The 25580-nt window shown below is 68.8% G+C and carries 26 protein-coding genes; 18 read left to right on the top strand and 8 right to left on the bottom strand.

Annotated elements, in window-relative coordinates; genetic code table 11:
• Window positions 1-19 precede the first annotated feature (19 nt).
• From fdhD to HWY37_RS32175, 4 genes are all read left to right on the top strand, one after another.
• Window positions 20-841 carry a formate dehydrogenase accessory sulfurtransferase FdhD gene (fdhD, locus tag HWY37_RS32190; protein WP_176090696.1) on the top strand — a complete coding sequence of 274 codons (822 nt, stop codon included), beginning with the start codon at window positions 20-22 and terminating at the stop codon, window positions 839-841.
• An 18-nt stretch (window positions 842-859) separates the two neighbouring features.
• The gene (locus HWY37_RS32185) at window positions 860-1117 is read left to right on the top strand and encodes a formate dehydrogenase subunit delta (RefSeq protein ID WP_176090695.1); all 258 of its coding nucleotides are present in this window, start codon (window positions 860-862) and stop codon (window positions 1115-1117) included.
• A gap of 107 nt (window positions 1118-1224) precedes the next feature.
• Window positions 1225-2892 carry an OFA family MFS transporter gene (locus HWY37_RS32180; protein ID WP_176090694.1) on the top strand — a complete coding sequence of 556 codons (1668 nt, stop codon included), beginning with the start codon at window positions 1225-1227 and terminating at the stop codon, window positions 2890-2892.
• A 151-nt stretch (window positions 2893-3043) separates the two neighbouring features.
• Window positions 3044-4162, top strand: coding sequence for a methyltransferase (locus tag HWY37_RS32175; protein ID WP_176090693.1), 1119 nt, complete (start codon window positions 3044-3046; stop codon window positions 4160-4162).
• Window positions 4163-4177: 15 nt separating this feature from the next.
• On the opposite strand, the gene HWY37_RS32170 is transcribed toward HWY37_RS32175, so the two are convergent.
• From HWY37_RS32170 to HWY37_RS32160, 3 genes are read right to left on the bottom strand one after another with little or no spacing between them, the layout of a single operon-like run.
• Entirely contained in the window at window positions 4178-4870 is a 693-nt protein-coding gene (locus tag HWY37_RS32170) for a DUF1345 domain-containing protein (RefSeq protein WP_176090692.1), read from the bottom strand.
• 32 nt (window positions 4871-4902) lie between these two features.
• On the bottom strand, window positions 4903-5427 hold the full coding sequence (locus tag HWY37_RS32165) for a chromate transporter (RefSeq protein WP_175210782.1): 525 nt from the start codon (window positions 5425-5427) through the stop codon (window positions 4903-4905).
• Window positions 5424-5999, bottom strand: a complete 576-nt coding sequence (locus HWY37_RS32160) for a chromate transporter (RefSeq protein WP_175210798.1) — start codon at window positions 5997-5999, stop codon at window positions 5424-5426. Before HWY37_RS32160 ends, HWY37_RS32165 begins: the two co-directional genes overlap by 4 nt.
• Window positions 6000-6127: 128 nt before the next feature.
• Here HWY37_RS32160 and HWY37_RS32155 point away from each other — a divergent pair, with 128 nt between their 5' ends.
• From HWY37_RS32155 to HWY37_RS32140, 4 genes are all read left to right on the top strand, one after another.
• Complete coding sequence (locus HWY37_RS32155) at window positions 6128-7048, top strand: LysR family transcriptional regulator (protein WP_175210784.1); 921 nt, start codon at window positions 6128-6130, stop codon at window positions 7046-7048.
• 46 nt (window positions 7049-7094) lie between these two features.
• A complete protein-coding gene (murI, locus tag HWY37_RS32150; RefSeq protein WP_176090691.1) occupies window positions 7095-7898 on the top strand; it encodes a glutamate racemase in 804 nt (267 codons plus the stop codon).
• A gap of 188 nt (window positions 7899-8086) precedes the next feature.
• Window positions 8087-8512 (top strand): universal stress protein, encoded by a 426-nt coding sequence (locus HWY37_RS32145; protein ID WP_175210788.1) that lies wholly within the window; start codon window positions 8087-8089, stop codon window positions 8510-8512.
• 17 nt (window positions 8513-8529) lie between these two features.
• Window positions 8530-8958 carry a universal stress protein gene (locus HWY37_RS32140; RefSeq protein WP_175210790.1) on the top strand — a complete coding sequence of 143 codons (429 nt, stop codon included), beginning with the start codon at window positions 8530-8532 and terminating at the stop codon, window positions 8956-8958.
• A 15-nt stretch (window positions 8959-8973) separates the two neighbouring features.
• Here HWY37_RS32140 and HWY37_RS32135 read toward each other — a convergent pair whose 3' ends face one another.
• Genes HWY37_RS32135 through HWY37_RS32125 form a run of 3 tightly spaced genes read right to left on the bottom strand, consistent with a single transcriptional unit; the run spans window position 8974 to window position 11302 of the window.
• Entirely contained in the window at window positions 8974-10344 is a 1371-nt protein-coding gene (locus tag HWY37_RS32135; RefSeq protein WP_176090690.1) for an ATP-binding protein, read from the bottom strand.
• Window positions 10341-11003: a response regulator transcription factor gene (locus HWY37_RS32130; protein WP_176090689.1), complete on the bottom strand. Its 663-nt coding sequence runs from the start codon at window positions 11001-11003 to the stop codon at window positions 10341-10343. Before HWY37_RS32130 ends, HWY37_RS32135 begins: the two co-directional genes overlap by 4 nt.
• The gene (locus tag HWY37_RS32125; protein WP_420872205.1) at window positions 11003-11302 is read right to left on the bottom strand and encodes a PepSY domain-containing protein; all 300 of its coding nucleotides are present in this window, start codon (window positions 11300-11302) and stop codon (window positions 11003-11005) included. The genes HWY37_RS32130 and HWY37_RS32125 overlap by 1 nt, the downstream gene beginning before the upstream one ends.
• A gap of 217 nt (window positions 11303-11519) precedes the next feature.
• On the opposite strand from HWY37_RS32125, the gene HWY37_RS32120 reads away from it, so the two are divergent.
• The 6 genes from HWY37_RS32120 (at window position 11520) to HWY37_RS32095 (ending at window position 18421) form a co-directional block, all read left to right on the top strand.
• Window positions 11520-11831, top strand: a complete 312-nt coding sequence (locus HWY37_RS32120; RefSeq protein WP_176090687.1) for a PepSY domain-containing protein — start codon at window positions 11520-11522, stop codon at window positions 11829-11831.
• Between the two features lie 77 nt (window positions 11832-11908).
• On the top strand, window positions 11909-13252 hold the full coding sequence (locus HWY37_RS32115; protein WP_176090686.1) for a ferredoxin reductase family protein: 1344 nt from the start codon (window positions 11909-11911) through the stop codon (window positions 13250-13252).
• 63 nt (window positions 13253-13315) lie between these two features.
• Entirely contained in the window at window positions 13316-14650 is a 1335-nt protein-coding gene (locus tag HWY37_RS32110) for a PQQ-dependent sugar dehydrogenase (protein ID WP_175209792.1), read from the top strand.
• Between the two features lie 19 nt (window positions 14651-14669).
• On the top strand, window positions 14670-15374 hold the full coding sequence (locus tag HWY37_RS32105) for an SDR family oxidoreductase (protein WP_175209794.1): 705 nt from the start codon (window positions 14670-14672) through the stop codon (window positions 15372-15374).
• 99 nt (window positions 15375-15473) lie between these two features.
• Complete coding sequence (locus HWY37_RS32100) at window positions 15474-17039, top strand: DUF1800 domain-containing protein (RefSeq protein WP_176090685.1); 1566 nt, start codon at window positions 15474-15476, stop codon at window positions 17037-17039.
• A complete protein-coding gene (locus HWY37_RS32095; RefSeq protein WP_176090684.1) occupies window positions 17036-18421 on the top strand; it encodes a DUF1501 domain-containing protein in 1386 nt (461 codons plus the stop codon). Before HWY37_RS32100 ends, HWY37_RS32095 begins: the two co-directional genes overlap by 4 nt.
• Window positions 18422-18462: 41 nt before the next feature.
• On the opposite strand, the gene HWY37_RS32090 is transcribed toward HWY37_RS32095, so the two are convergent.
• Window positions 18463-20100 carry an acyl-CoA synthetase gene (locus HWY37_RS32090; RefSeq protein WP_175209800.1) on the bottom strand — a complete coding sequence of 546 codons (1638 nt, stop codon included), beginning with the start codon at window positions 20098-20100 and terminating at the stop codon, window positions 18463-18465.
• 36 nt (window positions 20101-20136) lie between these two features.
• Entirely contained in the window at window positions 20137-21426 is a 1290-nt protein-coding gene (locus HWY37_RS32085; protein ID WP_176090683.1) for a hypothetical protein, read from the bottom strand.
• Window positions 21427-21527: 101 nt separating this feature from the next.
• Here HWY37_RS32085 and HWY37_RS32080 point away from each other — a divergent pair, with 101 nt between their 5' ends.
• From HWY37_RS32080 to HWY37_RS32065, 4 genes are all read left to right on the top strand, one after another.
• Window positions 21528-22373, top strand: coding sequence for a GntR family transcriptional regulator (locus tag HWY37_RS32080; protein ID WP_176090682.1), 846 nt, complete (start codon window positions 21528-21530; stop codon window positions 22371-22373).
• 99 nt (window positions 22374-22472) lie between these two features.
• Window positions 22473-23654: an ABC transporter substrate-binding protein gene (locus HWY37_RS32075; protein WP_175209806.1), complete on the top strand. Its 1182-nt coding sequence runs from the start codon at window positions 22473-22475 to the stop codon at window positions 23652-23654.
• Between the two features lie 63 nt (window positions 23655-23717).
• Window positions 23718-24647 (top strand): ferritin-like domain-containing protein, encoded by a 930-nt coding sequence (locus HWY37_RS32070; RefSeq protein WP_175209808.1) that lies wholly within the window; start codon window positions 23718-23720, stop codon window positions 24645-24647.
• 15 nt (window positions 24648-24662) lie between these two features.
• A complete protein-coding gene (locus HWY37_RS32065) occupies window positions 24663-25568 on the top strand; it encodes a hypothetical protein (protein WP_175209810.1) in 906 nt (301 codons plus the stop codon).
• Window positions 25569-25580 lie beyond the last annotated feature (12 nt).

Raw genomic sequence — 25580 nt, 5'->3', positions numbered from 1 at the left:
GAACCGCCAGGACGCAACCATGCCCACGCCACCGCCCTCCCGCCCCGACTGCACGCAGGTCCAGGTCACCCGCGTGCGGGGCGGCGCCCTCGTCCCCGGCGGCGAAGCCGATTCCGTGGCCGAGGAAACGCCGGTGGCGCTGGAGTTCAACGGCATCAGCCACGCCACCATGCTGGCCACCCCGGCCGACCTGGAAGACTTCGCCGTGGGCTTCGCGCTGTCCGAAGGCATCATCGACGGCGTCAGCGACGTGCGCGGCATCGACCTGCTGCCGCAATGCGACGGCATCGTGGTGCAGCTGGAAATCTCCACCGCCTGTGAAGTGCGGCTGAAGTCGCGCCGGCGCGCCATGGCCGGACGCACGGGCTGCGGCCTGTGCGGCGTGGAAACGTTGCCGGAAGTGCTGCGGCCGGTGGCACCCGTCACCAATGGTTCGCCCGTGCGCATCCAGGCGGTACTGGCCGCCATGCGCGACATGCGGACGCGCCAGGCGCTGCACGACATCACCGGCGCCACCCACGCCGCGGGCTGGGCCGGCGCCGACGGCGCCGTGGCGCTGGTGCGCGAGGACGTGGGCCGCCACAACGCCCTGGACAAGCTGGTCGGCGCGCTGGCGCGCCAGGCCATGCATGCGGGCGACGGCATCGTGGTGGTGTCCAGCCGCGCCAGTTTCGAAATGGTGCAGAAAACCGCGGCGGCCGGCGTCGCCGTGCTGGCCTCGGTGTCCGCGCCCACGGCGCTGGCGATCCGCCTGGCCCATGACGCCAACGTCAGCCTGCTGGGCTTTCTGCGCGGCGACGACGCCACGCTGTACACCCATCCATCACGCATCATCCCCTGAACCGGACCTCACCCAAGCATGGAAATCGGCAACCTGATCCGCATGGCCAACCGCATCGGCCAATTCTTTGAAGCCATGCCCGACCGCCAGGAAGCGCTGGAAGGCGTGGCCAACCATATCCACAAGTTCTGGGAACCGCGCATGCGCAACGAGCTCCTGGGCTTCCTGGATCAAAGCCCCGACGGCGACGCCGGAACGGAACGCCTGCACCCGCTGGTGCTGGACGCCGTCACGCAAAACCGCCAGCGCCTCACGCCGATCGCCCGCGTGGCTTAGCGCGGCGGCGCCTGCCAGGCGCCAAGAACACCATAAAAAGAGAGCGGCGGAACCGGCCGGTTGCCGGACTACGCACGCCATAAGGCAGCCCCCCAAGAGGAGACAACATGCAGAGCACTGCGACGCTGGACCTGCCCGGTTCGAAGCCAGGCTTTTTCGACAAGGAACGCACCATAGCCGGCCCGGGATTTTCGCGCTGGCTGGTCCCCCCGGCCGCCCTGGCCATCCACCTGTGCATCGGCATGGCCTACGGCTTCTCGGTGTTCTGGCTGCCGTTGTCCAAGGTGGTGGGCGGCGCCAAGCCGCTGGCCTGCCCCGCGGACATGAGCCTCGCCGCCGAGCTGTTCGCCACCAATTGCGACTGGAAAATCTCGACCATGGGGTGGATGTACACCCTGTTCTTCGTGCTGCTGGGCTGCTCGGCGGCGCTGTGGGGCGGCTGGCTGGAACGAGCCGGTCCGCGCAAGGCGGGCGTGGTATCGGCCCTGTGCTGGTGCGGCGGCCTGGTCATTTCGGCCATCGGCGTGTACCTGCACCAGATGTGGATGCTGTGGCTGGGCTCCGGCGTCATCGGCGGCATCGGCCTGGGGCTGGGCTACATATCGCCCGTCAGCACGCTGATCAAGTGGTTCCCGGACCGCCGCGGCATGGCCACGGGCATGGCCATCATGGGCTTCGGCGGCGGCGCGATGATAGGCGCGCCGCTAGCCGACCTGCTGATGCGCCATTTCGCCACCCCCGACTCGCCGGGCGTCTGGCAGACCTTCCTGACCATGGCGGCGGTGTACTTCGTCTTCATGATGTCGGGCGCGCTGGGCTACCGCGTGCCGCCCACCGGCTGGAAGCCCGAAGGCTGGACCGCCCCGGCCAAGCATGCCGGCAACGCCATGATCACCAAGGGCCACGTCCATGTGCAGCGCGTCTGGGGCGTGCCGCAGTTCTGGCTGGTGTGGTGGGCACTGTGCCTGAACGTCACGGCCGGCATCGGCATCCTGGGCATGGCCTCGCCGCTGCTGCAGGAAGTGTTCGGCGGCGGCCTGATCAACCAGCCCGAGCTGGGCTACGTGCAGCTGGACAAGAACCAGCTGGCGGCTATCGCCGCCATCGCCGCCGGCTTCACCGGCCTGCTGAGCCTGTTCAACATCGGCGGCCGCTTCTTCTGGGCCAGCCTGTCCGACAAGCTGGGCCGCAAGACCACCTACTTCGTGTTCTTCGTGCTGGGCTTCGCGCTGTACTCGGCCATTCCGTGGACCGCGCACATCGGCGCGCTGGCCCTGTTCGTGGCCGCCTTCTGCATCATCCTGTCCATGTACGGCGGCGGCTTTTCCACCGTGCCGGCCTATCTGGCTGACCTGTTCGGCACGCAGATGGTGGGCGCCATCCATGGCCGGCTGCTCACGGCCTGGTCGGCGGCGGGCATCTTCGGACCGGTGCTGGTGAACTACATCCGCGAATACCAGCTGTCCATCGGCGTGCCGCGCGCCCAGGTGTACGACATCACCATGTACATCCTGGCGGGCATGCTGGCGCTGGGTTTCCTGTGCAACCTGGCGATCCGACCCGTGAACCCCAAGTACTTCATGAACGACGAGGAGCTGGCGCGCGAAAAGGCGCTGGCCCATGAGCGCGCGATCTCGACGGAAACGCATGGGGTCGGCACGTCCACGTTCCGCACGCCGGCGGCGCTGGTGCTGTTCGCCTGGGCCTGCGTGGGCATCCCGCTGGCCTGGGGCATCTGGATCACCCTGCAGAAGGCGGTGGTGCTGTTCCACTAAGGCCGTCATCGGACATCGCGGCAGGCGGCGCCTGCCGCCACGGGACGCCGCGACAGGGCGCGAAGCTGCTACATTGGCAGCCCGCGCCCTTTCTTTTTTGCTTCCCCATGATCTCCCTGCCCCGCGCGCCCCGCCTTGCTGGAGCGACACGTTGACCGTCCCTGAAATCCACTGGGAAGAAAACCAGACCCCGCACTCCGCCCGCTGGCGCTCAGAATCCGGCGCCGCGCCGCCCAAGCGCGTGGTGGTCGCGGACGACACCATGACCGCGGACATGGCCTACCGCCAGGCCTGCGAAGGCGTCGGCCTGCTGTGGCGCGGCGATTTCCAGAATGCGCGGCAGTTGCTACAGGCCATCACGCGACGCGTCGACAAGCGGCCGCGCAAACCGGTGGACACCCCGCTGGACGCCTTCAACCAGCATCGCCAGATCCAGTCGCAACGCGCGCGCATCCTGGGCATGCTGCTGATTCCGTTCGACGCCGGCCACGGCATTCCGCTGCGCCGCGCGCCCGACGCGCGGCAAGCCTGCGAGGAAGCCCACGGGCCGGCGGCCGAACCCTACGTCGCCTCGCTGCGCGAATTGCTGGGCCTGATCGGCGCCTTCGAATGGCGCAAGAAAGGCGTGGAGATTCCCGCGCTGAACGCCCGCATCCATCCGCATTACGGCGTGTTCTCGCCGCTGCGCGGCGAATACATCGACCTGGTGGCGCGCACGCCGATGCCGCGCGGCAGCGTGGCCTTCGATATCGGCACCGGCACGGGCGTGCTGGCCGCCGTGCTGGCGCGCCGCGGCGGCAAGCGCGTGATCGCCACCGACATGGATCCCCGCGCCCTGGCCTGCGCGCGCGAAAACCTGGAACGGCTAGGCCTGTCCAAGCAGGTCGACGTCGAGCAGACCGATCTGTTCCCCGAAGGCCGGGTATCGCTGATCGTCTGCAACCCACCGTGGCTGCCGGCGCGTCCCAGCTCGCCCGTCGAGCATGCGGTGTACGACCCCGACAGCCGCATGCTGCGCGGTTTCCTGAACGGGCTGGCGGCGCATCTGACGCCCACCGGCGAAGGCTGGCTGATCCTGTCGGACCTGGCCGAACATCTGGGCCTGCGCAGCCGCGAGCAATTGCTGGAGATGATCAGCGCAGCCGGCTTGCGCGTGGTGGAGCGCATCGACACCCGCCCCACGCACGGCCGCGCCCAGGACCCGAACGACCCGCTGCACGCGGCGCGCTCGAAGGAAACGACCTCGCTGTGGCGGCTGGCGGCGGCCTGAGTCCCGCCCCGCCGTTCAGATCTTGCCGGCCGCCACGTTGACGCTGATCGCGATGATGAAGACGTTGAAGAAGAACGCGATCACGCTGTGCATCAACGCGGTGCGCCGCAGGCGCCGGTTGACGATCTGCACGTCGGACACCTGGAACGTCATGCCCAGCACCAGGGCGAAATAGGCGAAGTCCCAGTAGTCCGGATCCTGGGTGCCGGGAAAATCCAGGCCCTTGTGCATGGCGTTGCGGCGGCTGCAGTAGCCGTGCGCGTAATGCAGGGCAAAAATCATGTTCATGTAGAGCCACGACAGCACGATACTGACGGCGGCGGCCAGCATGTCCACCACGCCCATCGCGCCGCCCGGCCCCGCGCCGGGGCGCAGTTCCACCCACAAGGCCAGCATCACCAGGCAGGACAGCGCCACGCTGCTCCACAGCACGCCGGTGCGCCCCACGTCCTGCTGCTGCGCGCGCACGCGCATGGACGCGGGCGTGGCCTTGCCGAAGGCCCAGACGGTCAGGATCAGGAACACCAGCGCCGCGGCGTCGAAACCCAGCAGCACGGCGCGGCTGGGCGGCAGTCCCGCCTCGTAAAGGCCGCCTGCCACCACCGCGAACAGCAGGCCGCACATCACCAGGCGTCGGTGCGCATGGAAGAACGGCAGGCCGGCAACGTTGTCGGGATCGGCGTCGGGATCCTTGAGCGGATCGGTCATATCGGGCTCCCTTCGAGGCAGGAGCCCTTACGCTAACCGATGCCGAGCAAACCGACCAGCGCGCCGCCGAACAGCAGCCACAGCGGGTGGATGCGGGTGAAGCTGCCCAGCAGCGCCACCGCGGCGGTGATGGCCCCCAGCAGCCAGGTATGCGCCGAGGCTTCGGTGATGAGCGCCGCGCTTGCGGCCACCAGGCCCACCGTCATGGGGAAGATGCCCGCCTGGATCACGCCGCGCCACGGTCGGTCCTTGAACCGTTCCCACAGCCCCAACGCGATCACGGTGATGATGGAGGACGGGCCGAACTTGGCGATGGTGGTGACCAGCATGCCCAGGCCGCCAGCCACGTGCCAGCCGACCAGGGTGACCACCATCAGGTTGGGGCCCGGGGCGGCCTGGCCCAGGGCGAACAGCGCGGAGAAATCCGCCGCCGTCATCCAGCCATGCACTTCCACCACCTGGCGCTGCATCTCGGGCAGGATGGTGTTGCCCCCGCCGAACGCCAGCACGGACAGCTCGGAAAAGATCAGGGCCAGGGCGATCAGCGTGTGGATCATCGACGTTGCCTCCAGACCATCAGGATGCTCAGCGGCGTCAGCACCGCCATGGTGGGCAGCAGCGGAATGCGCAGCACGGCGATGGCGATGAAACAGGCCGTGGCCACCACGCCGGCCAGCCAGTCGCGGCGCTTGATCACCGGCAGCCCGATCTTCACCGCCATCGAGATCAGGAGGCCCGCGGCGGCGGCCGCCAGCCCGGCGAACAGGTGCTGGATGTGCGGGTCGTTCTGGAAGCGGTCGTACACCATGCCCAGCATGACCACGATGGCGGACGGCGCCAGGATCAGGCCCATCAGCGCCGCGAAGGCGCCGCGCGGGCCGCGGAACTTCATGCCCAGCGCCACCGACAGGTTGATGATGTTGCCGCCGGGCAGGAACTGGCACAGGCCCAGCAGGTCGGTGAATTCGGCGCCGCTGAGCCAGCCGTGCTTTTCGACCACCATGCGGCGCGCCAGCGGCAGCGCGCCGCCGAAGGCCGTCAGGCCGAGCATCAGGAAGCCATAGAACAATTGCCCGCAAGTGGGCGCGGGCCGGATTTCGGCCTCGGGGATGGAAGGTGCTGCGTTCATCATTTTTTTTGCCGACGCCACGGAACGGGCGCGGGGTGGAACAGGGGGGAGACAACGAGATTGCAGCCTACTCTTCGCCTTGGATAATGTCTAATATATGACTATCTATATATTCATATCGGCTGAATATGGCATCCGTAGACTTGAGGCTGCTGCGCTACTTCCTGGCCGTGGCCGAGGAATCCCACCTGACCAAGGCCGCCGCCCGGCTGGGCATCCGCCAGCCGCCACTCAGCCAGCAGATCCGCGTGCTGGAACAGGAACTGGGCGTCACCTTGTTCCACCGCCTGCCGCGCGGCATGGAGCTGACCGAAAGCGGCCGCGCGCTGCTGGACGACGCGCGCAACATCGTGGCCCTGGTCGACCAGGCGGTGGAAGGCGTGCGCCGCGTGTCGCAGGGCGAAGCCGGACGCCTGACCGTGGGCTTCACCGGCTCGGCCGCGTTCCATCCCTTCGTGCCGTCCGTCATCCGCCGGTTCCGCGAGGCCGCGCCCCAGGTGCGGCTGGTGCTGGAGGAAAGCAGCACCGGCGAACTGATGGACGCCGTCGGCGCGGGCCGCGTGGACGCGGCCTTCATCCGCGGTCCCTACGGCCTGGACCGCGGCGTGGTGGTGGAAACGGTGCTGGAAGAACCCATGCTGGCCGCGTTCCCCGCCGACCACCCGGCCGTCAAGGGCCGCTCGCGCAAGCGCATCGCGCTGTCGGAGCTGGCCGACGAATCCCTGATCCTCTACCGCCGCCATAGCGGCCCCGGCCTGTACGACGCCATCATCGCGGCCTGCGGCGCGGCCGGCTTCAGTCCGCGCGTCGCCCAGGAAGCGCCGCGCATGCTGTCCACCCTGAGCCTGGTGGCCGCCGGGCTGGGCGTGTCGCTGGTGCCGGCGTCGCTGCGCCGCGTGAACATCGAGGGCGTGGTCTACGTCAACCTGGCCCATCCCGCGGAACTGCGCGCCCCGCTGAACCTGATCTGGCGCGACGATTCCCTGTCCGGCGCGACCCGCAAGCTGATCGACGAGGCGCGGCGCCAGCGCGAGGAATTCCTGGCCTGAGCGCGCGGCGCTACACTGCCGGGCACCCGCATTCCGCATTGCAGCCATGTCCCCAGACTCACCCATAGGCATTTACGACTCCGGCGTCGGCGGCCTGAGCGTGCTGCGCGCCATCCGCGACGCCCTGCCCCACGAGTCCCTGCTTTACGTCGCCGACTCGGCCCACGTCCCCTACGGCGAGAAGTCGCGCGACTACGTCGAGCAGCGCGCCAGCACGATCGCCGATTACTTCGTGTCGCGCCAGGCCAAGGCCATGGTGGTGGCGTGCAACACCGCGACCGCGGCCGCCATCGTCGCGCTGCGCCAGCGCCACCCCGGACTGATCGTCATCGGCGTGGAGCCCGCCATCAAGCCCGCCGCGCACCTGACTGCCAGCGGCGTGGTCGGCGTGTTCGCCACCACCGGCACCCTGGCCAGCGCCAAGTTCGCGGCGCTGATCCAGCGCGAGGCCCCCGAAGTCCGCATCCTGTTCCGGCCCTGCCCGGAATGGGTGCGACTGGTGGAACAGGGCGTGCTCAGCGGCCCCGAGGCCGAGGCCGCCGTGCGCGCGCCGGTGGCCGAGCTGCGCGCAGCCGGCGCCGACGTGCTGGTGCTGGGCTGCACCCACTTCCCCTTCCTGCGCGACGCCATCCAGGCGGCCGCCGGTCCCGGCGTGCCTCTGTTGGAAACGGGCGCGCCCGTGGCACGCCGGCTGCGCCACCAACTGCAGGAACGCGGCCTGCTGCGCACCGACGGCCCCGGCGAACTGCGCCTGGAAACCAGCGGCGCGGTCGAGGCGCTGAGCGCGCTGGCTCCGCGCCTGATCGGGCAGGCTCCTGCTGCGCACACGCTGGAGCCGCGCTGGCGCTGAGCCGCCCCCCCCCCCAGGACGACGGACGACGGGCGTGGAATGCCTGGCGGCAGGCGCTTCACGCCCGGCGCCCGCAGACGCTGATTGCGCCCGGTTTGATCCCGCTCATGTCGCGCCCGTCCGATTCGGCCAATAATTCGGATAAAGTGGACTACACCGCCGCCCGCGGCGCGCACAAGGAGACGCTCATGAAACGCATCCTGATCCCCGTGGACGGCTCGCAGCCCGCCGTCCATGCGGTCCAAGCCCTGCTCGACGCCCGCAGCTACGACCCGGTGGAACGTGTGGAGCTCCTCACGGTCCAGATTCCCCTGAAGGCGGGCAAGATCGGCCGCGGCCTGTCGCAAGCCGAGATCGACGCCTACCACGAGGAAGAAGGCCGCCACGCGCTGGCCGCGGCCAGCGAGCTGCTGACCCGGGCCGGCGTGCCCTTCCAGACGCACATCGAAGTGGGCGCGGCGGCCGAGACCATCGTGCGCGTGGCCGGCGAGTCCGGCGCCGACGAAATCTTCATGGGTTCGCGCGGGCTGGGCTCGGTCTCGTCCTGGTTCCTGGGTTCGGTCGCGACCCGGGTCCTGCATCTGGCGGAATTGCCCGTCACCCTGGTCAAGTAAGCCGTCAAGGAGCATCCATGCTGAACATCCTGGTCCCCGTAGACGGCTCCGACAACGCCAACCGCGCCGTCCTGTACGCCCGCGAGCTCGCCCAGGGCGCGGGCGAGGCGCGCGTCCACCTGCTCAACGTCCAGACGCCCGTGCAAGGCCGCGCCGGCCTTTCGCGCCTGATCACCCAGGACATGATCGACGAGTTCTACCTGCGCGAAGGCCAGGAGGCCACGGACGAGGCCCGCAAGCTGCTGGACGTGACCGGCACCGACTACACAAGTCACGTGGCGTTCGGCCACGCGGCGACGGAAATCGCCGGTTACGCGAAAGACCACGGCTGCGCGCGCATCGTGATGGGCACGCGCGGCAACGGCACGCTGACCAACATCCTGATCGGCTCGGTCGCCAACCAGGTGCTGCAACTGGCCGAAGCGCCGGTCACGCTGGTGAAGTAAGGCGCGGCGCCGGCCTCAGGCGGCCGGCAGCCACAACGACACCCGCAAGCCGCCCAGCGGCGAGCGTTCCGCGCGCACCTGGCCGCCATAGGTGCCGGCCAGGTCGCGCACGATATCCAATCCCAGGCCCGACCCTGGGCGCTGTTCGTCCACCCGCACGCCGCGCAGGAAAATGCGTTCGCGTTCCTCGTCGGCGATGCCTGGGCCGTCATCGTCGATCTGGATGAGCAGCTGGCCGGGGCCGGCGGGCTGCGCGCTGATTTGCACCTGGCGCTCGGCCCACTTGCAGGCGTTGTCCAGCAGGTTCCCGACCATCTCCTGCAGGTCCTGCTCTTCGCCGCGGAACACCAGTCCCTCGGCGAACGAAGGCATTTCCAGCAGCAGCCCGCGCGCCGCGTACAGCTTCTGCATGACGCGCAGCAGGCCTTCGACGGGCTTGCGCAGCGGCGTGCGGCTGTCGGCCGCGCCCGAAGCCGCGGCGGCGCGGGCTCGCGCCAGGTGATAGTCGATCTGCCGCCGCGCCATGCCGACCTGCTCCTGCACCAGCGCCGCCAGCGGACCTTCCTCGCGCGCCGCCGCATTGGCCAGGATCGTCAGCGGCGTCTTCACCGCGTGCGCCAGATTGCCGGCCTGCGTGCGCGCGCGCTGCACCATGTCCGCGTTGACATCGAGGACGCGGTTGAAATCATCGACCAGGGGCTGGATTTCACTGGGAAAGCGGCCCTCGATGCGCACGCTGGGGCCGGCATGCTGCTTGGCCAGCTGCCGTCTCAGCCGGACAAGCGGCCGCAGCCCGACCACCACCTGGACCACGGCCGCCAGCGTCAGGCCGGCCGCCAGCGCGCCCAGCGAGATGAGCAGCATGTGGTTGAAGCGCTCTATCGGCTCGGCCAGCACCTTGCTGTCGGCGGCCACGATCAGGCGCAGCGGCGCGGCCTCCGTCTCGGCAGGCTCCAGCATGCGCGTCATGGCCGTCAGGCGATGCTTCTCCGGTCCCGCGATTTCATAGACCCCGTCGGCGCCATCCGCGGCGGGCAGCGCCAGCACCTGGTCCCACAGCGAACGCGAGCGCGCCACGCCGGCGGCCCCCGGCCGGCCCTGCTCGCCGAGCCGGTCGATCTGCCAGTACAGGCCCGACAAGGGCTGCTCCAGCCGCGGATCGCTCAGCGGCGGCGCGACCACCAGGCGGCCGTCCGGGCCGGTGTTCACCGCAGCCGTCAGCTGGTTCAGGTGCAGGGTCAGTTCGGCGCGCAATTGCTCGGTGATGTGCTGGCGGAACAGGCTGCTCAGGCCCCAGCCCGCCAGCACCACCGTTACCAGGATCCAGGCCAGGGTGCCGGCCAGCAGGCGCCAGCGCAGCGAGCCCGGCGCGCGTGCGGGCATCATGCGGCGCACGCCAGCCGGTAGCCCAGGCCACGCACGGTTTCGATGCTGTCGGGCGGCAGCTTCTTGCGCAGCCGGGCGATGAACACGTCGATGGTATTGGAGTCGCGGTCATGGTCCTGGGCGTAGACATGCTCCGTCAGTTCGCTGCGCGAAATGACTTCGCCCGCGCGCTGCATCAGCACCGCCAGCACCTTGAATTCGTGGCTGGTCAGGGACAGCGCCTGGCCGTCCACCGTGACCTTGGCCAGCCGCGTGTCCAGCATCAACGGCCCGCAGCGCCATTGCGCGCTGGCGTGGCTGCTGGCGCGGCGCAGCAGCGCCCGCACCCGCGCCAGCAGCTCTTCCATGTGGAAGGGCTTGGTCAGGTAATCGTCGGCGCCGGCGTCGATGCCGGCGACCTTCTCGTGCCAGTTGTCGCGCGCCGTCAGGATCAGCACCGGCATGCCCTGGCCGCCCGCGCGCCATTGCTTGAGCACCGTGAGGCCGTCCATGACCGGCAGGCCCAGGTCCAGCACCACCACGTCGTAGGTCTCGACCGCGCCCATGTATTGGGCCGTCCCGCCGTCCGCCGCCGTGTCCACGGTATAGCCCGCCTGGCGCAAGGCATCGGCCAGTTGCGCGGCCAGCGTGGGTTCGTCTTCGACTACGAGTATGCGCATCAGTGCTTGTCCCGGAATTGGATGTCGCGGCCCTTCACGCCCAGCACCTTGCCGTCGCGCGCATCGATCTTCAGCTTGACCAGCCGGCCGCCGCTCTGCAGCAAGCGGATCTCGTAGATGAACTGGCCGTCGTCTTCCTCGAATTCGACCTTGACCACCTGCCCTGGATAGTCGCGTTCGACGATGTCGAGCACCGAGCGCAGCGGCAGCACCTTGCCGGCCTGCAGGGCCTGGCGCGCCTGTTCATGGTCGCTTTCGTCGGCCAGGCCCGCGCCGGGGCCTGCGGCCAGCGCCAGCATCAGCGCGCAGCAGGACAGCCAGATTCGGGTACGGGTTCCTGAGGTCATGGTTCCTTTCGCACAAAGCCCGCAAATAAGGGCGATTTTCCGCTCAGTTATAGCGCCGGGAAAATGAACGGCACGTGAACGGATGCTTCAGAAATGGTTCATCCGCACAATCGAATAATGCGGTCATGGTCGCCACTTCGGCAACCTTCCACAACCTAGGAGCCACTCCATGACCGCAATCCGCAACACCCTGGCCGCCCTGGCGCTTGGCGCCGCAACCCTGACCGGCGCCGCCGCGTACGCCCAGACCGCCGCGCCCGCGCCGGCCCAGCCAGCCGCCGCCGCGCCCGCCGCCGCTGCCACCCTGACCGTGCGCCAGATTTACGACACGCTGACCGCCGCAGGCTACAGCAACATCACCGAGATCGAGCTCGAGCACGGCCGCTACGACGTCAAGGCCGACAACGCCCAAGGCCAGCGCGTCAAGCTGCGCGTCGACGCCCAGACCGGCGCCGTCCTGCGCAGCCGCATCAAGGACTGAAGCCGCACCGGCGCGCACGCGCCAACCCACGTCCGGCCCGCGTCCGGCGGGCCGGACGCCCCCTCACGGATGTCATCATGAAAACCATAGGAACCGGCGCCGCCATCGGCGGCTTCCTGTCAGCTCTCACCCTGGCCTGGGGCCTGGACGTCTTTGTCCTGCAGCCGCCGGCCGCGGGCGCCTGGTACTGGGTGGCGCGGCAGCAGGGCCTGTATCTGACGGGCGTCTGGTCCATCGGGCTGATGGCCCTGATCATGCTGCTTGCGTTGCGGCCCGCGTGGCTGGAAAGTCCGCTGGGCGGCATGGACAAGATCTACCGGCTGCACAAATGGGCCGGCATCCTCGCGGTAGGCGCCGGCGCGGCGCACTGGCTGCTGAAACTGGCCAGCGGCCCGCTGAAGGGCCTGGCCGACGCGGGCAACCGGCCAACGCGGGATATCGTGCTGGCGCTGTTCGAGGGCTCGCGCGGCGTGGCCAAGGACCTGGGCGAATGGTCCATCTACCTGCTGCTGGCGATGCTGGTTCTCACCCTGTGGCGACGCTTTCCCTATCGCGCCTGGCGCCTGCTTCACCGCGCCATGCCCGCGCTGTTCCTGGTTCTTGCGTTCCACACCGTGGCGCTGGCCCCGGCGCGCTACTGGAGCGGTCCCGTGGGCCTGCTGCTGGTTCCGCTGCTGGCGGCGGGCGCCTATGCCGCGCTGGCGGCGCTGCTGGGACGCGTGGGCCGCGGCCGCCGCGCGCAAGGCCGGGTCGTCTCGCTGGCGCAGCAACCCGGCGGCATCATGGAGGTCAGCTGCGAACTGGACGGCAATTGGCAATCGCATCAGGCGGGGCAGTTCGCCTTCGTCACGTTCGACCGCCGCGAAGGCGCGCATCCGTTCACCATCGCCAGCGCCGCCGTGCCCGGTGAGCGCCGCGTGACGTTCCAGATCAAGGCCCTGGGCGACTACACGCGTACCCTGGCCAGCTCGCTGCGCGTCGGCCAGCAGGTAAGCGTCGAAGGCCCCTATGGCCGCTTCCAGCTGGCGCCCGACGAGGCCAGCGCATCGCAGGTCTGGATCGCGGGCGGCATCGGCATCACGCCGTTCCTGGCGTGGCTGGAAGCTTTGCAGGCCGGCCAGGCGCTGGCGCCGCGCGTATGGCTGCACTACTGCGTGCGCGACGCCGCCACGGATCCCTTCGTGCCCCTGCTGCGCGAGCGTTGCGCCGCGCTGCCATCGGTGACGCTGACGGTCCACGGCGCGAGCGACGGCAAGCCGCTGACGGCCGGCTCGCTGGCCCAGGGCGAGGTCGCCGCCGGCCGGGTCTCCGATGTGTGGTTCTGCGGCCCCTCTGGCCTGTCGGACGCGCTCAGGCGCGGCCTGCGCAAGCTGGGCAGCCAGCGCGTGCGCTGGCATCAGGAGGCATTCGAGATGCGTTGATCGCGCGCCCGGGCGGCTGCGGGCGAGGCGTATGATGAAACTCACAGCCCCTGGAGCGGCATCATGTCCACCCCACGCCTCCTGCTGGCGGCGGTACTCGCCGCCGCCACCCTCAACGCCTGCGGCGAAATGGCCACGCTGCCGGTCGAAGCCGGCATGGGCCCCTCGCCCCAGTTGCCGGCACCCAACACCACCCTGATCCCCACTGTGAAGACGGCCAAGGCCGTGGGCTGGCCTGCCGGCGCCCATCCCTTGCCCGCGAGCGGCCTGGCCGTGACCGAGTTCGCCCGCGGCCTGGACCACCCGCGCTGGCTGTACGTGCTGCCCAACGGCGACGTGCTGGTGGCCGAGACCAATGCGCCGCCCAAGCCGGCGGAGGCCTCCGGCGGCTTCAAGGCCTGGGCCGCCGGCCTGGTCATGAAACGCGCCGGCGCCCGCACCGACAGCGCGAACCGCATCACCCTGCTGCGCGACACCCGGCACGCTGGCGTCGCCGATACCCGCAGCGTGCTGCTGGAAGGCCTGAATTCACCGTTCGGCATGGCCTTGATCGGCAATCAGCTGTACGTGGCGAACGCCGACGCCGTGGTCCGGTTCCCCTACGAAACCGGGCAGCTGCGCATCAGCGCCCCCGGCGTGAAGGTCACCGACCTGCCGGCGGGCCTCAACCATCACTGGACCAAGAACCTGCTGGCCAGCCCGGACGGCAGCAAGCTGTACGTTTCCGTCGGCTCCAACAGCAACGTTGGCGAAAACGGCATGGAAATCGAAGCCGGCCGCGCCGCCATCTGGGAGATCGACGTGGCCAGCGGCGCCAAGCGCCTGTATGCGTCGGGACTGCGCAACCCGGTGGGCATGGCCTGGGCGCCGGACGGCAAGACGCTGTGGACCGCGGTGAATGAACGCGACGAGCTGGGCAGCGACCTGGTGCCCGACTACATGACCTCGGTGCGCGACGGCGGCTTCTATGGCTGGCCCTACAGCTACTTCGGCCAGCACGTCGACACCCGGGTCCAGCCGCCGCGTCCGGACCTGGTGGCGAGCGCCATCGCGCCCGACTACGCTCTGGGTCCGCACACCGCCTCGCTGGGCCTGGCCTGGTCCGGCGGCGCGAGGCTACCCGCGCCCTTCATCGACGGCATGTTCGTGGGCCAGCATGGTTCCTGGAACCGCAATCCGCCCAGCGGCTACAAGGTCATCTTCGTGCCCTTCCGCGGCAACATGCCCGACGGGCCGGCGCGCGACGTACTGACAGGATTCCTCAACGAAAGCGGCGAGGCCCAGGGCCGGCCGGTCGGCGTGGCCATAGACCGCCAGGGCGGCCTGCTGGTGGCCGACGACGTGGGAAATGCGGTGTGGCGCGTCGCGCCCGCTTCTACAATGGCCGCTCCCCAATAATTCAAGACCAGGAGTGAGCATGAGCACGGAAAAAGTGGCGATCGTCACCGCCGGCGGCAGCGGCATGGGCGCGGCGGCGGCGCGCAAACTGGCGGCAGATGGCTGGCGCGTGGCCATACTGTCTTCCTCCGGCAAGGGCGAGGCCCTGGCGCAGGAACTGGGCGGCCTGGGCGTCACGGGCTCCAACCGCTCGCCCGAGGACCTGGCAAGACTGGTGGACGCGACCCAGCAGAAATGGGGCAGGATCGATGCGGTGGTCAACAGCGCCGGCCACGGCCCCAAGGGTCCGCTGCTGGAGATCAGCGACGACGACTGGCACCTGGGCATGGAGTTCTACCTGCTGAACGTGGTGCGCATCGCGCGCCTGGTCGCCCCCGTGATGAAGCGCCAGAAATCCGGCGCCATCGTCAATATTTCGACCTACGCCACCTTCGAGCCGGAAGCGCTGTTTCCGACCTCGGGCGTGTTCCGCGCCGGGCTGGCCGCCTTCACCAAGGTCTTCTCCGATGAATACGCCGAGCACAACGTCCGCATGAACAACGTGCTGCCCGGCTTCATCGACAGCCTGCCCGAAAAGGAAGACCGCCGCTCCCGCATTCCCATGGGTCGCTACGGCACCGCCGAGGAAGTCGCGGACCTGATCGCGTTCCTGGCGTCCGACGCGTCCTCCTACATCACGGGCCAGAACATCCGCATCGACGGCGGCATTACCCGTTCGGTCTGAAACTCATGCTTTCGGACTAGTCTCTCGGCCGAATGACGGTATTGAAGCCCGCCCGGGGCTTCAGTACCGTAGGTTTTCGCATTCGACGAGGTGCCGCGCATGTCCGCTACGCCGTCAGCGGCTGCGCCGCAGTCCGCTGTTCCCCCACTGGAAAAGCCCACGCCGGGCCAGGCTTCGCGCTTCCTGGCGCAGGCGACCTTCGGCCCTACCCCAGCCGACATCGACGCGGTAGTGCGCGACGGCTACGCGGCCTGGCTGGACGCGCAACTGGCGCTGCCTCCATCGCAAACCCATTTCGACTGGCTGCTGCAGCAGCGCAAGAACACCGAGGAGTTCAAGGGCAACGGCATCAACGCGCCCCTGGAGTCCACGCTGTGGCGCAAGTTCATCTCGGCCCCCGACCAGGTGCGCACGCGGGTGGCGTTCGCGCTGTCCGAGATCTTCGTGGTGGGCGTGTCGTCCATCACCGCGTCCTGGCCGCTATTCGGCGCCGCGGGCTTCATGGACCTGCTGGCGCAGCACGCCCTGGGCAATTACCAGCAGCTGCTGACGGCCGTCACCCAGAACCTGTCGATGGGCTGCATGCTGACCTATCGCGGCAACCGCAAGGAAGATCCCAAGACCGGCCGCCATCCGGACGAGAACTACGCCCGCGAGGTCATGCAATTGTTCAGCATCGGCCTGCTGGAACTGGAAGCGGACGGCTCCGTCCGGATGGTCAACGGCGCGCCCGTCGAAACCTACACCAACGCCGACGTGCAGGGACTGGCCAAGGTGTTCACCGGCTGGGACATCAACGGGCCGGAGACCGACGTGGAGTTCCACCGCCGCCCCATGGCCCTGAACAACGCGCTGCACTCCCTGGCCGAAAAGCGCTTCCTGGGCGCGGTGGTGCCCGCCGGCACCGACGGCCACCTGTCGCTCAAGCGCGCCATGGAGGTCATCAGCGCCCATCCCAACGTGGGACCCTTCATCGGCACCCAGCTGATCCAGCGGCTGGTGACCAGCAACCCCAGCCACGCCTACATTGCGCGGGTGTCCGCCGCCTTCGACGATGACGGCACGGGCGCGCGCGGCAACCTGAAGGCCGTGGTGCGCGCCATCCTGCTCGACCCCGAGGCGCGCCAGCCGGACCTGGCTGCGCCCGGCTGGGGCAAGGTGCGCGAACCCATCCTGCGCTTTTCGGCATGGGCGCGCGCCTTCGGCGCCACCTCCACCAATGGCGCCTGGGCCATGCCCGACACCACCGACAACACGATCCGGCTGGCGCAGAGCCCGATGCGCTCGGCCACCGTGTTCAATTTCTTCCGGCCGCGCTACGTGCCGCCGGTCACGGAACTGGCGCGCCAGCACCTGGTGGCGCCGGAGCTGCAGATCACCGACGAAACCAGCATCGCCGGCTACCTGAATTTCCTGGCCATCTACGTGGACCGCGGCTGGGAAGACCTGCAAACGCCCTACACCGCGGAGATCGCGCTGGCTCCCGACCCGGCCGCGCTGGTGGCGCGGGTGGTGCTGCTGCTGGCCGGCGACGCCTATTCCGCCGCGACCGCCAACGCCATCACGACCGCGGTGGCGACGATACCCGCCGGCCGGCCGCGCGACCGTGTGCGCGCCGCCATCACGCTGGTGGCCGCCAGCCCCGAATACCTGGTGCAGAAATGAAGAAGCTACGCCACGACGCGCAGGCCAGCCGCCGCGAATTCCTGCTGCGCGCCTGCGCGCTGGGGGCCACCGGCGCGGCGGCGCCCATGGCCTTGAACCTGGCGGCCCTGGGCGCGGCGGCGGCGCAGTCGGCGCCGGCCAGCTCCTACAAGGCGCTGGTCTGCGTGTTCCTGTATGGCGGCAACGATCCCTACAACTCGCTGGTCCCGTATGACGCCGCCGCATACAAGGCCTATGCCCAGGCGCGCAGCGACATCGCCCTGCCGCGCGACGCGCTGCAGGCCACCGCGCTGCGCGGCAAGGAGTCCGCGCCCGGCGGCGCGCAGTTCGCGCTGGCGCCGTCGCTGGCGCCGCTCAAGCCTCTGTACGAAAGCGGCGACATGGCGGTGCTGCTGAACATAGGTCCGCTGGTCGTGCCCACCTCCAAGCAGGACTACATCGGCGCGCGCGTGCCGCTGCCGCCCAAGCTGTTCTCGCACAACGACCAGCAATCCTACTGGCAGGCGCTGGCGCCCGAAGGCGCCGCATCGGGCTGGGCCGGCAGGCTGACGGACCTGTTTGCCGACGACAACGCGCAGCGCACCTTCACGGGCATTACCGCGGGCGGCACCAATGTGCTGCTGGCCGGACGCAAGATCGCCGGCTACCGCGTCGGCATCCACGGGTCGACGCGCATGGACCTGCTGACCCGCGACATGTATGGCTCCAGCGCCTGCACCGCCCTGTTGCGGCAGCTGATCACGCAGCCGCGCGAGCACCTGATGGAACGCGAGATGTCGCGCATCGCCGCGCAGTCCATCGACGCCGACGCGCGCCTGCGCGCCGCGCTGGCCGACGTGGCGGTGCCGGGCGATTTTTCATCGCCCCTGGCGCAGCAGCTGAAGATCGTGGCCCGCATCATCGCCGCCAGGCAGACGCTGGGCGCGCGCCGCCAGGTCTTCTTCGTGTCGCAGAACGGCTACGACAACCATTCCGGGCTGAACGACACCCATCCGGCCTTGCTGAAGGAGCTGGGCCAGGCCCTGGCCGCATTCCAGCAGGCCCTGTCGGCAATAGGCGTGGCGGACCAGGTGACCACCTTCACCGCGTCCGAGTTCGGCCGCACCCTGGGCTCCAACGGCAACGGCTCCGACCACGGCTGGGGCTCGCACCATTTCGTGCTGGGCGGCGCGGTCAAGGGCGGACGCTACTACGGCAGCCACCCGGAAATCGCCCTGGACGGCCCCGGCTTCGTCGACAACGGCCGCCTGCTGCCGACTTTGGCGGTGGACCAGCTCGGCGCCTCGCTAGGCAGCTGGTTCGGCGCCAGCCGCCAGGACCTGGGACTGGTGTTCCCGAATCTGCGGCGCTTTGACGCCCACGCGCTGGATCTGCTGGCCTGAGCCTGGCGGATGGCGATGACGGCGCCACGCCGCCATCGCATTCATAGCCTGCGGGCCTGTTCGCGCAGCAGGTATTTCTGGATCTTGCCCGTGGCGGTCTTGGGCAGCGGTCCGAACACGAAGCTGCGCGGCACCTTGTAGCCTGCCAGCCGGCCCCTGCAAAAATCGGTCAGCTCCTCCGCGCTGGCGCCGCAGCCGTCCTTCAACGCGACAAAGGCGCAAGGCGTCTCGCCCCATTTCGCATCTGGCCGCGCCACCACCGCCGCTTCCAGCACCGCGGGATGCGCGTACAGCGCCTCCTCCACCTCCACCGTGGATATGTTCTCGCCGCCGGAAATGACGATGTCCTTGGCGCGGTCCTTGATCTGTATGTAGCCGTCGGGATGCACCACGCCCAGGTCGCCGGTGTGGAACCAGCCGCCGGCAAAGGCCTCCGCCGTGGCCTCGGGATTCTTCAGATAGCCCTTCATGAGCGTATTGCCGCGCATCATGATTTCGCCCATGGTGACGCCGTCCGGTGGCACGGGGGCCAGGGTGGCGGGGTCCAGCACCCTGACCTGTTCCATCGTGTGCTTGCGCACGCCGATGCGGGCCTTCAGCGCGGCCTGCTCCGCCAGCGGCAGATCGCTCCAGGCCTCGTGCCAGGCGCAGCTGATCGACGGGCCATAGGTCTCGGTCAGGCCATACAGGTGCGCGACTTCAATGCCCAGTTCGTCCATTGCGGCGATGACTGCGGCCGGCGGCGGCGAGCCGCCCGTCAGCGCCTGCACCTGGCTTGCGGCGCGCCGCCGGACCTCGGGCGCGCTGTTGATGAGCATGCCCAGCACCACCGGCGCGGCGCAGAAATAATCCACGCCGTGCTCCTGGATGGCATCGAAAATGGCGCCGGCCTCGACCCGCCGCAGGCAGATGTTGGTACCCGCCAGCAGCGCGATGGTCCAGGGAAAGCTCCAGCCATTGCAGTGGAACATCGGCAAGGTCCAGAGATAGACGGCATGCTGGCGCATGTCGCAGGCCAGGACGTTGCCCATGGCGTTCAGATAGGCGCCGCGATGGTGGTACAGCACGCCCTTGGGCCGGCCGGTGGTGCCGGACGTGTAGTTCAGGCACAGCGATTGCCACTCGTCCCCGGGCCATTCAACCGCGGCCCTGGCGTCGCCCAGTTCCAGCAGCGCCTCGTAGTTCATCTCCCCTATCGGATCTCCCGGCCCGCCGTACTCGGGATCGTCGATGTCCACCACGCGGATCCGGCGGCCGGTCCTGGCCAGCGCCTGCGCCATGACGCAAGCGTATTCGCGGTCCACCAGCAGCACGGCGGCCTCGCCGTGCTCCAGGATGAAGGCCAGCGTATCCGCGTCCAGCCGCGTGTTCAGGGCATTGAGCACCGCGCCGGCCATGGCCACGCCGAAGTGCGCCTCGTAGAGCGCCGGAATGTTGGGCGCCATCACCGCCACCGTGTCGCCCGGACGCACGCCCAGGCGCGCCAGTCCGCTCGCCAGCTGGCGGCAACGCGCGTAGGTCTGCCGCCAGGTCTGGCGCAGCGCGCCATGGACGATGGCGATGCGCTCCGGATAGACCTTGGCCGCGCGTTCTATGAACGTCAGCGGCGAAAGCGCCAGATGGTTGGCGGAATTGCGTTCGATATCCGGGGCATGATGGTCAGGAGTGTCGGCGGGCATCGGAGTCTCGCAGAGGCGGAACGCTAGCCGCGCCGATCAGGCGGCGGCTAGCGGGGACAGGCCGCGCAGCGTGGCGCGCAGCAGGGAATCGCGCAGGCCGTCATCGGCCTGCATCAGGCGCTGCAACAGGCGGGCAGGACTGTCGCCTCGGGTTTCCAGATGCCAGCCGTACAGGTGCAGGCCGCTCAGCACATAGGCGTCCTCCAGCTCTCCCAGTGCGGCGGGCGGACGCTGGTCCCGTTCGGCGGGCGGCAAGGCGTTGTCGGCGCAGTCCACCAACAGTATGCGCGTGGGCCGGGAAAAATAATCGGCCACCCGCAAGCGGGCGTCTTCCAGGCGGCGCAGGGCCGCGGCGTCCAGCGCCTCGCCGGCCAGGCGCGCCTTGAGCAGCACGTTGCGCTGGTCGAGTTCGACGATGTGCAGGTCTTTCTCCACCCAGTCCGCATGGACCGGCGCGCCCTTGCGGCGGAAGACTTCCGCTGCGGCCACGCCGGCGCCCGGACCTTCGCCGGCAAGCAGCTGCTTGAAGAAGTCCCGCTCCGCCATGGCGCGGTCGAGCTCCTGCAGCTCCAGGTCCAGCGCATGGCGTTCGCGCAGGCATTGCGCGCGGCGGGCATGCAGTTGTTCGTCGACCGGGCTGCGCTGCACGTCCAGCCATGGCGCAAGGCGCACGCCGCTGCGCTGGCCCAGGCGGTCTATGCAGCGCCGCAACTCGCGCAGGAACAGCGCCGCGCCCGCGCCGTCCTGCGCCAGTCCCGGCGCCAGCGCCGGCAGCAGCAGCAGGCGACCCGGCGGCTCGCTGGCGTAGCTTGCCAAGGTCAGGCCGCCGCCGCTCTCCAGGATGCTGGCGCCGGGCGCCGGATCCAGCGCGGCGCAAGGCTGGAAGCACGCCGCGGCTTCGGTGAACAGCGTGCGGAAAGGCTCGCCCGCGAGCCGCGGCCGGGCGTCGCCCGCCAGCGGCTGGCTGCGCGCCATCCGCGGCAGCAACGGCTCAGACCAATCGTAGGGCAGGATGTCCTGCAGGGTATGCACGCCCACCGTGCGCGGCGCCGGCACCAGCACGACGAGCGTGCCGCCCGCGGCCAGCAACCGCTTGAATTGTTCGCGCCAGTGGCGGCTGGTGGCCAGCAGCCATTCCGACGCGCCCACGCCCAGCACCGGCGGATCCGCGCGTTCGCACGCCGCTTCCAGCAAGGGGTACAGGCCGGCGGGATTCCATATGAGCACGTCCGCCCGGTCCAGCGAGGCGGGCCGGTCGAAGGACAGAACGGCATCCAGGCTGTCGGGCGGAAGGGCCAACGGCAGGTCGAGCGTAGAAATATTCATATCGCTTATCCGTACTTGACTTTCGAAATCAATATATCATAAAGTCTAGTTAACTAGACAAATATACAAATCCTATATACATATCCCGGAAGCCAGCAGTCATGTCCACCCTTACGAACGTACGCAGCGAGCCCCCCGTCGCCACCAGCCCCGTGGCGCTGGACCGGGATTCCCCCCTGCCGCTGTATGTGCAGATCAAGCGGCGCGTGCTGATGATGATCCTGAACTGGCAGCAGGAAAGCGACCGCTTCCACACCGACCACGAGCTCAGCGAACAATTCGACGTCAGCCGCATGACGGTCCGCCAGGCCATCCAGGAACTGGTGGACGAGGGCTATCTGCGGCGGGTCCGCGGCTCCGGAACCTTCGTCTGCGCCCCCAAGATCGACGAACAGTTCAGCCCGGCGATGGACTTCATCGACCAATGGTCCGCCCACGGCCGCCCGCTGAGCCTGCGCGTGCTGCATTGCGCGCAGGAGCCCGCCTCCCCCGCGGTGGCGCGCCAGCTGGACGTCGCGCCGGGCACGCCCGTCTGGAGCATCCTGCGCCTGCGCACGGTCCAGCAGGTGCCGATCTCTATCGACTACCGCTACGTCCGCGTCGACCGCATCCCCAGCATGGACGCCAGCCAGGCCGAAGCCGGCTCGCTGCTGGAGCTGATCGGCCGCCAGGTCGAACTGGCTTACGGCAATCTCAAGATCGAGGGCGGCGCGGTGCAGGCCGAACACGCCGACTACCTCAGCCTGCTGCCCGGCGATCCGATCCTGACGCGCCACCTGGTGTATTTCGACAAGCAGGACCAGCCGGTGATGTCCGGCTATTCCCACTATCGCGCGGACCAGGTCCGGTATTCGGTCCGCGTGCCCCTGCAGAACGGCGCCAGCAAGGCGGACCAGGTCTCGGACTCGCTGGAGTTCCGCAACCCGCCAGCCGCGACGGAGGACTAAACACCGTCCATCCCAAGGGCCTCCGGGCCCGCCTGCGTTTTCGCTGTTCGTGGAAGTTGCTGCACCCCTCAATCCCGCATCAGGCACAGGAGTAGCACCATGATTTGCATAAAGACGTTTCTGGATTTCCCGCGCCGTGCAGCCATGGCGCTGCCGGCCGCCGCGCTGATGCTGGGCATGCACGCCGCCTATGCCCAGGACGCGCTGCGGATAGGCTCGATCCTGTCCGTGACCGGTCCCGCCGCCTTCCTCGGCGAAGACATGAAGGCCGGCATGGAAATGGCGATCGACGACATCAACGCCGCCGGCGGCATCGGCGGCAAGAAGGTCGAATGGGTGTTCTATGACGCCGAGAGCCAGACGGCCAAGGCGATCAACGCCACCAAGCGCCTGCTGTCGCAGGACAAGGTGGACATCATCGTCGGCGGCGGCAACATGAGCGGCATCGCCATGGCCATGGTGCCGATGGTCGACAAGGCCGCGACGCCCTTCATTTCCACCGAAGGCTCGATGCAGATCGTGATGCCCGTGGCCGAACGCAAGTACGTGTTCAAGAGCACCGTGGACGACGACCAGGTGATCGACCGGGTGCTGGACTACTTCGACAAGAAGGGCATCAAGCGCGCCGCCCTGCTGGCGGACAACAGCGGCTTCGGCCAGAGCGCCGTCGAACAGATGAAGCGGCTCGCCGCCAAGCGCGGGATCGACATCACGTACGAATCCTTCAACCCCGCCGACACCGACCTGACCCCGCAGCTCACGCGCATCAAGAATGCCTCCGTGCAGGCCATCATCTGCTGGACGGTCACGCCGGCCGGCGTGGTGTTCATCAAGCAGGCGCAGCAACTCGGCCTGGACAAGCTCACGCTGGTGCACAGCTACGGCTTCGTCGACCAGCGCTACATGAAGCTGGCCGGCGATTCGGTCAAGGACCTGCTGCTGGTCAGCGTCAAGTTCCCGGTGGGCCAGGACCTGCCCGACGCCGACCCCATCAAGGCACGCATCGTGGATCTCAGCAAGCGCTTCGAGGCCCGCTACAAGCGCAAGCCCAACCAGTTCGTGGCCCAGACCTACGACGCCATGATGCTGGCGCGCGCCGCCCTGGAAAAGAGCGGCGGCGACAAGGAAAAGACACGCGAACAGCTGACCGCCATCAGCGGCTACCAGGGCGTGGGCGGCGTGTTCAATTTCTCGCCCCAGCGCCACTCCGGCCTGGCCAAGGACGACATCGTCATGCTCGGCTACCGGGACGGCGAGTTCCGCCTGGCCGACTACAAGTAAGCAGTCCACCTCCGCAACCTCCATTCGCGCGCGCCGCCGCGCCGCAAACCAGGGAGTGCAGTCATGAACGTAGCAAGCGCCGAGCCGCGTACGATCCTCGACGATCCGGAAAGCATCTTCCCCCTGGATCTGGACACCCGGATCCCGAAGATCCGCGATCTCTACCACCTGGCGACGGTCAAGCAGTGGGACCCGCGCACCGATATCGACTGGCATCTGTTCGATGCCTCGCTGTACACGCCCGAACAGCGCTACGCGGCCCGCCAGTACTGGAGCCGCCGCGCCTGGAGCGAGTACGGCGCCATCTCGGAAAGCCCGGCCCTGCAGATCCGCTTCTGCCACGACAAGTGCGAACCCGACCTGCGCCTGTTCTTCACCATCCGCTCGCAGGAAGAAAGCCGCCACGCCGAAGCCTGCTACCGCATGGCCGAGGCGCTGGGCGGCTACATGGAACAGCCGGCCCAGGCCGCCTACCAAGGCTCCGTCGCCACGCACGGCGTGCGCAAGATGGCGCTGGACCCCGAGGTCTCGGTCGAGGCTATCCTCGCGGCGCTGGTCTGCGCCGCCGAGGAAATCGCATTCGACGTCTTCCGCCACCTGGTGGAGATCACGCGCGACCCCGTGGCCAAGCAGATCTGCGCCCGCATCATGCGCGACGAAGTGCGGCACTGCGCGTTCGGCTGGCGCTTTCTCGACCACCGCATCCCGCAGATGTCGCCCGCCGAAGTGAAGGTGGTGGAAAACGCCGTGATCAACATGATGGAGAAGGTCGAGCTCAACGGCTACCACAGCGCCTGGCTGGCGCCAGACAACCCGGCCTCGCGCGCCGAGATGGACGTGGACCGGATCACCTGGGAGGCCGGACTGGGCTCCACGGTCGAGGAACTGGAAAAGCCCCTGTTCGTTGAAACCGTGCAGCGCGTGCGGCGCCAGATGGAGCCCTGGGGCGTGCACCTGCCCCTGCTGCACCACCCGAAGATCGGCGAATTCTGAACCCGAGGACCCGCCATGAACGCAGCCACCACCAGAATCCCCGTTGAACGCCGCTTCCCGCTGACGCTCAAGCAATCCATCACCTCGATCCGCGAACTCTACGAAACCGGCAAGCAGAAGCGCTGGGCCCCCGAAACGGACATCCCCTGGAGCAGCTTCGATGGCGCCGGGCTCGATGCCCGGGTCCGCGACGCCGCGCGCCTGACCTGGAGCCGCCGCGCCTGGGTGGAGTACGCCGGCCTGAGCGAAACCCCGGCATTGCTGGTGCGTCTGTGCCTGGAAAGCGGGCGGGAATCCGATCCCAAGTATTTCCTCACCGTGCGCAATACCGAGGAAGCCTGGCAGATCGAATGCTTCCACCGCTACGCGGCGCTGCTGGGCGGCTACCTGAACCGTCCGCCCAGCCCGCGGCAGGAAGCCATCTTCAACCAATGCCGGCACCGCCAGGTGCTGGACGCCGCCTGCAATGCCGATGCCTTCTTCACCGCGCACGCCGCGGTCGAGGACGGCCTGGAGCTGGAGCTGTTCCGCGCCTACCTCGACAACGCCAGGGAGCCCGTGGCGCGCCGCATCCTGGAACAGTGCGTGCAGGCCAAGGAGCGCCATGCCACCTTCGGCTGGCTCTACGTCGCGGAGCGCGCCGCCGTCTGGTCCGATGCCGACCGCGCCGCCGTGGCGCAAGCCGTGTCGGGCTACCTGAACGAGGTCGAATTGCGGGGCTACCACTGCCCGTGGCTGGCCGAGCCCGATGGCGCCGAAGCCCAGGCCAATGCCCTGACGGCCGAAGCCGGCCTGGGCGCCGTATCCGCGGACCGGGAACACGAGATCCTGTGGTCCTACCTGGAGACCGTGACGCGGCGCCTGGCCGAGTTCGGCGTCGAGCTACCCGGCATCGCGCTGCCCACGCGCCGCCCCAACTGAGCCGGTACCGGG

The sequence above is a fragment of the Achromobacter anxifer genome (assembly GCF_903652925.1).
GTDB classification, from domain to species: Bacteria; Pseudomonadota; Gammaproteobacteria; order Burkholderiales; family Burkholderiaceae_B; genus Achromobacter; species Achromobacter anxifer.
Note: the sequence above shows the minus strand (reverse complement) of the source record. Positions and strands in the feature narration are given on the sequence as shown.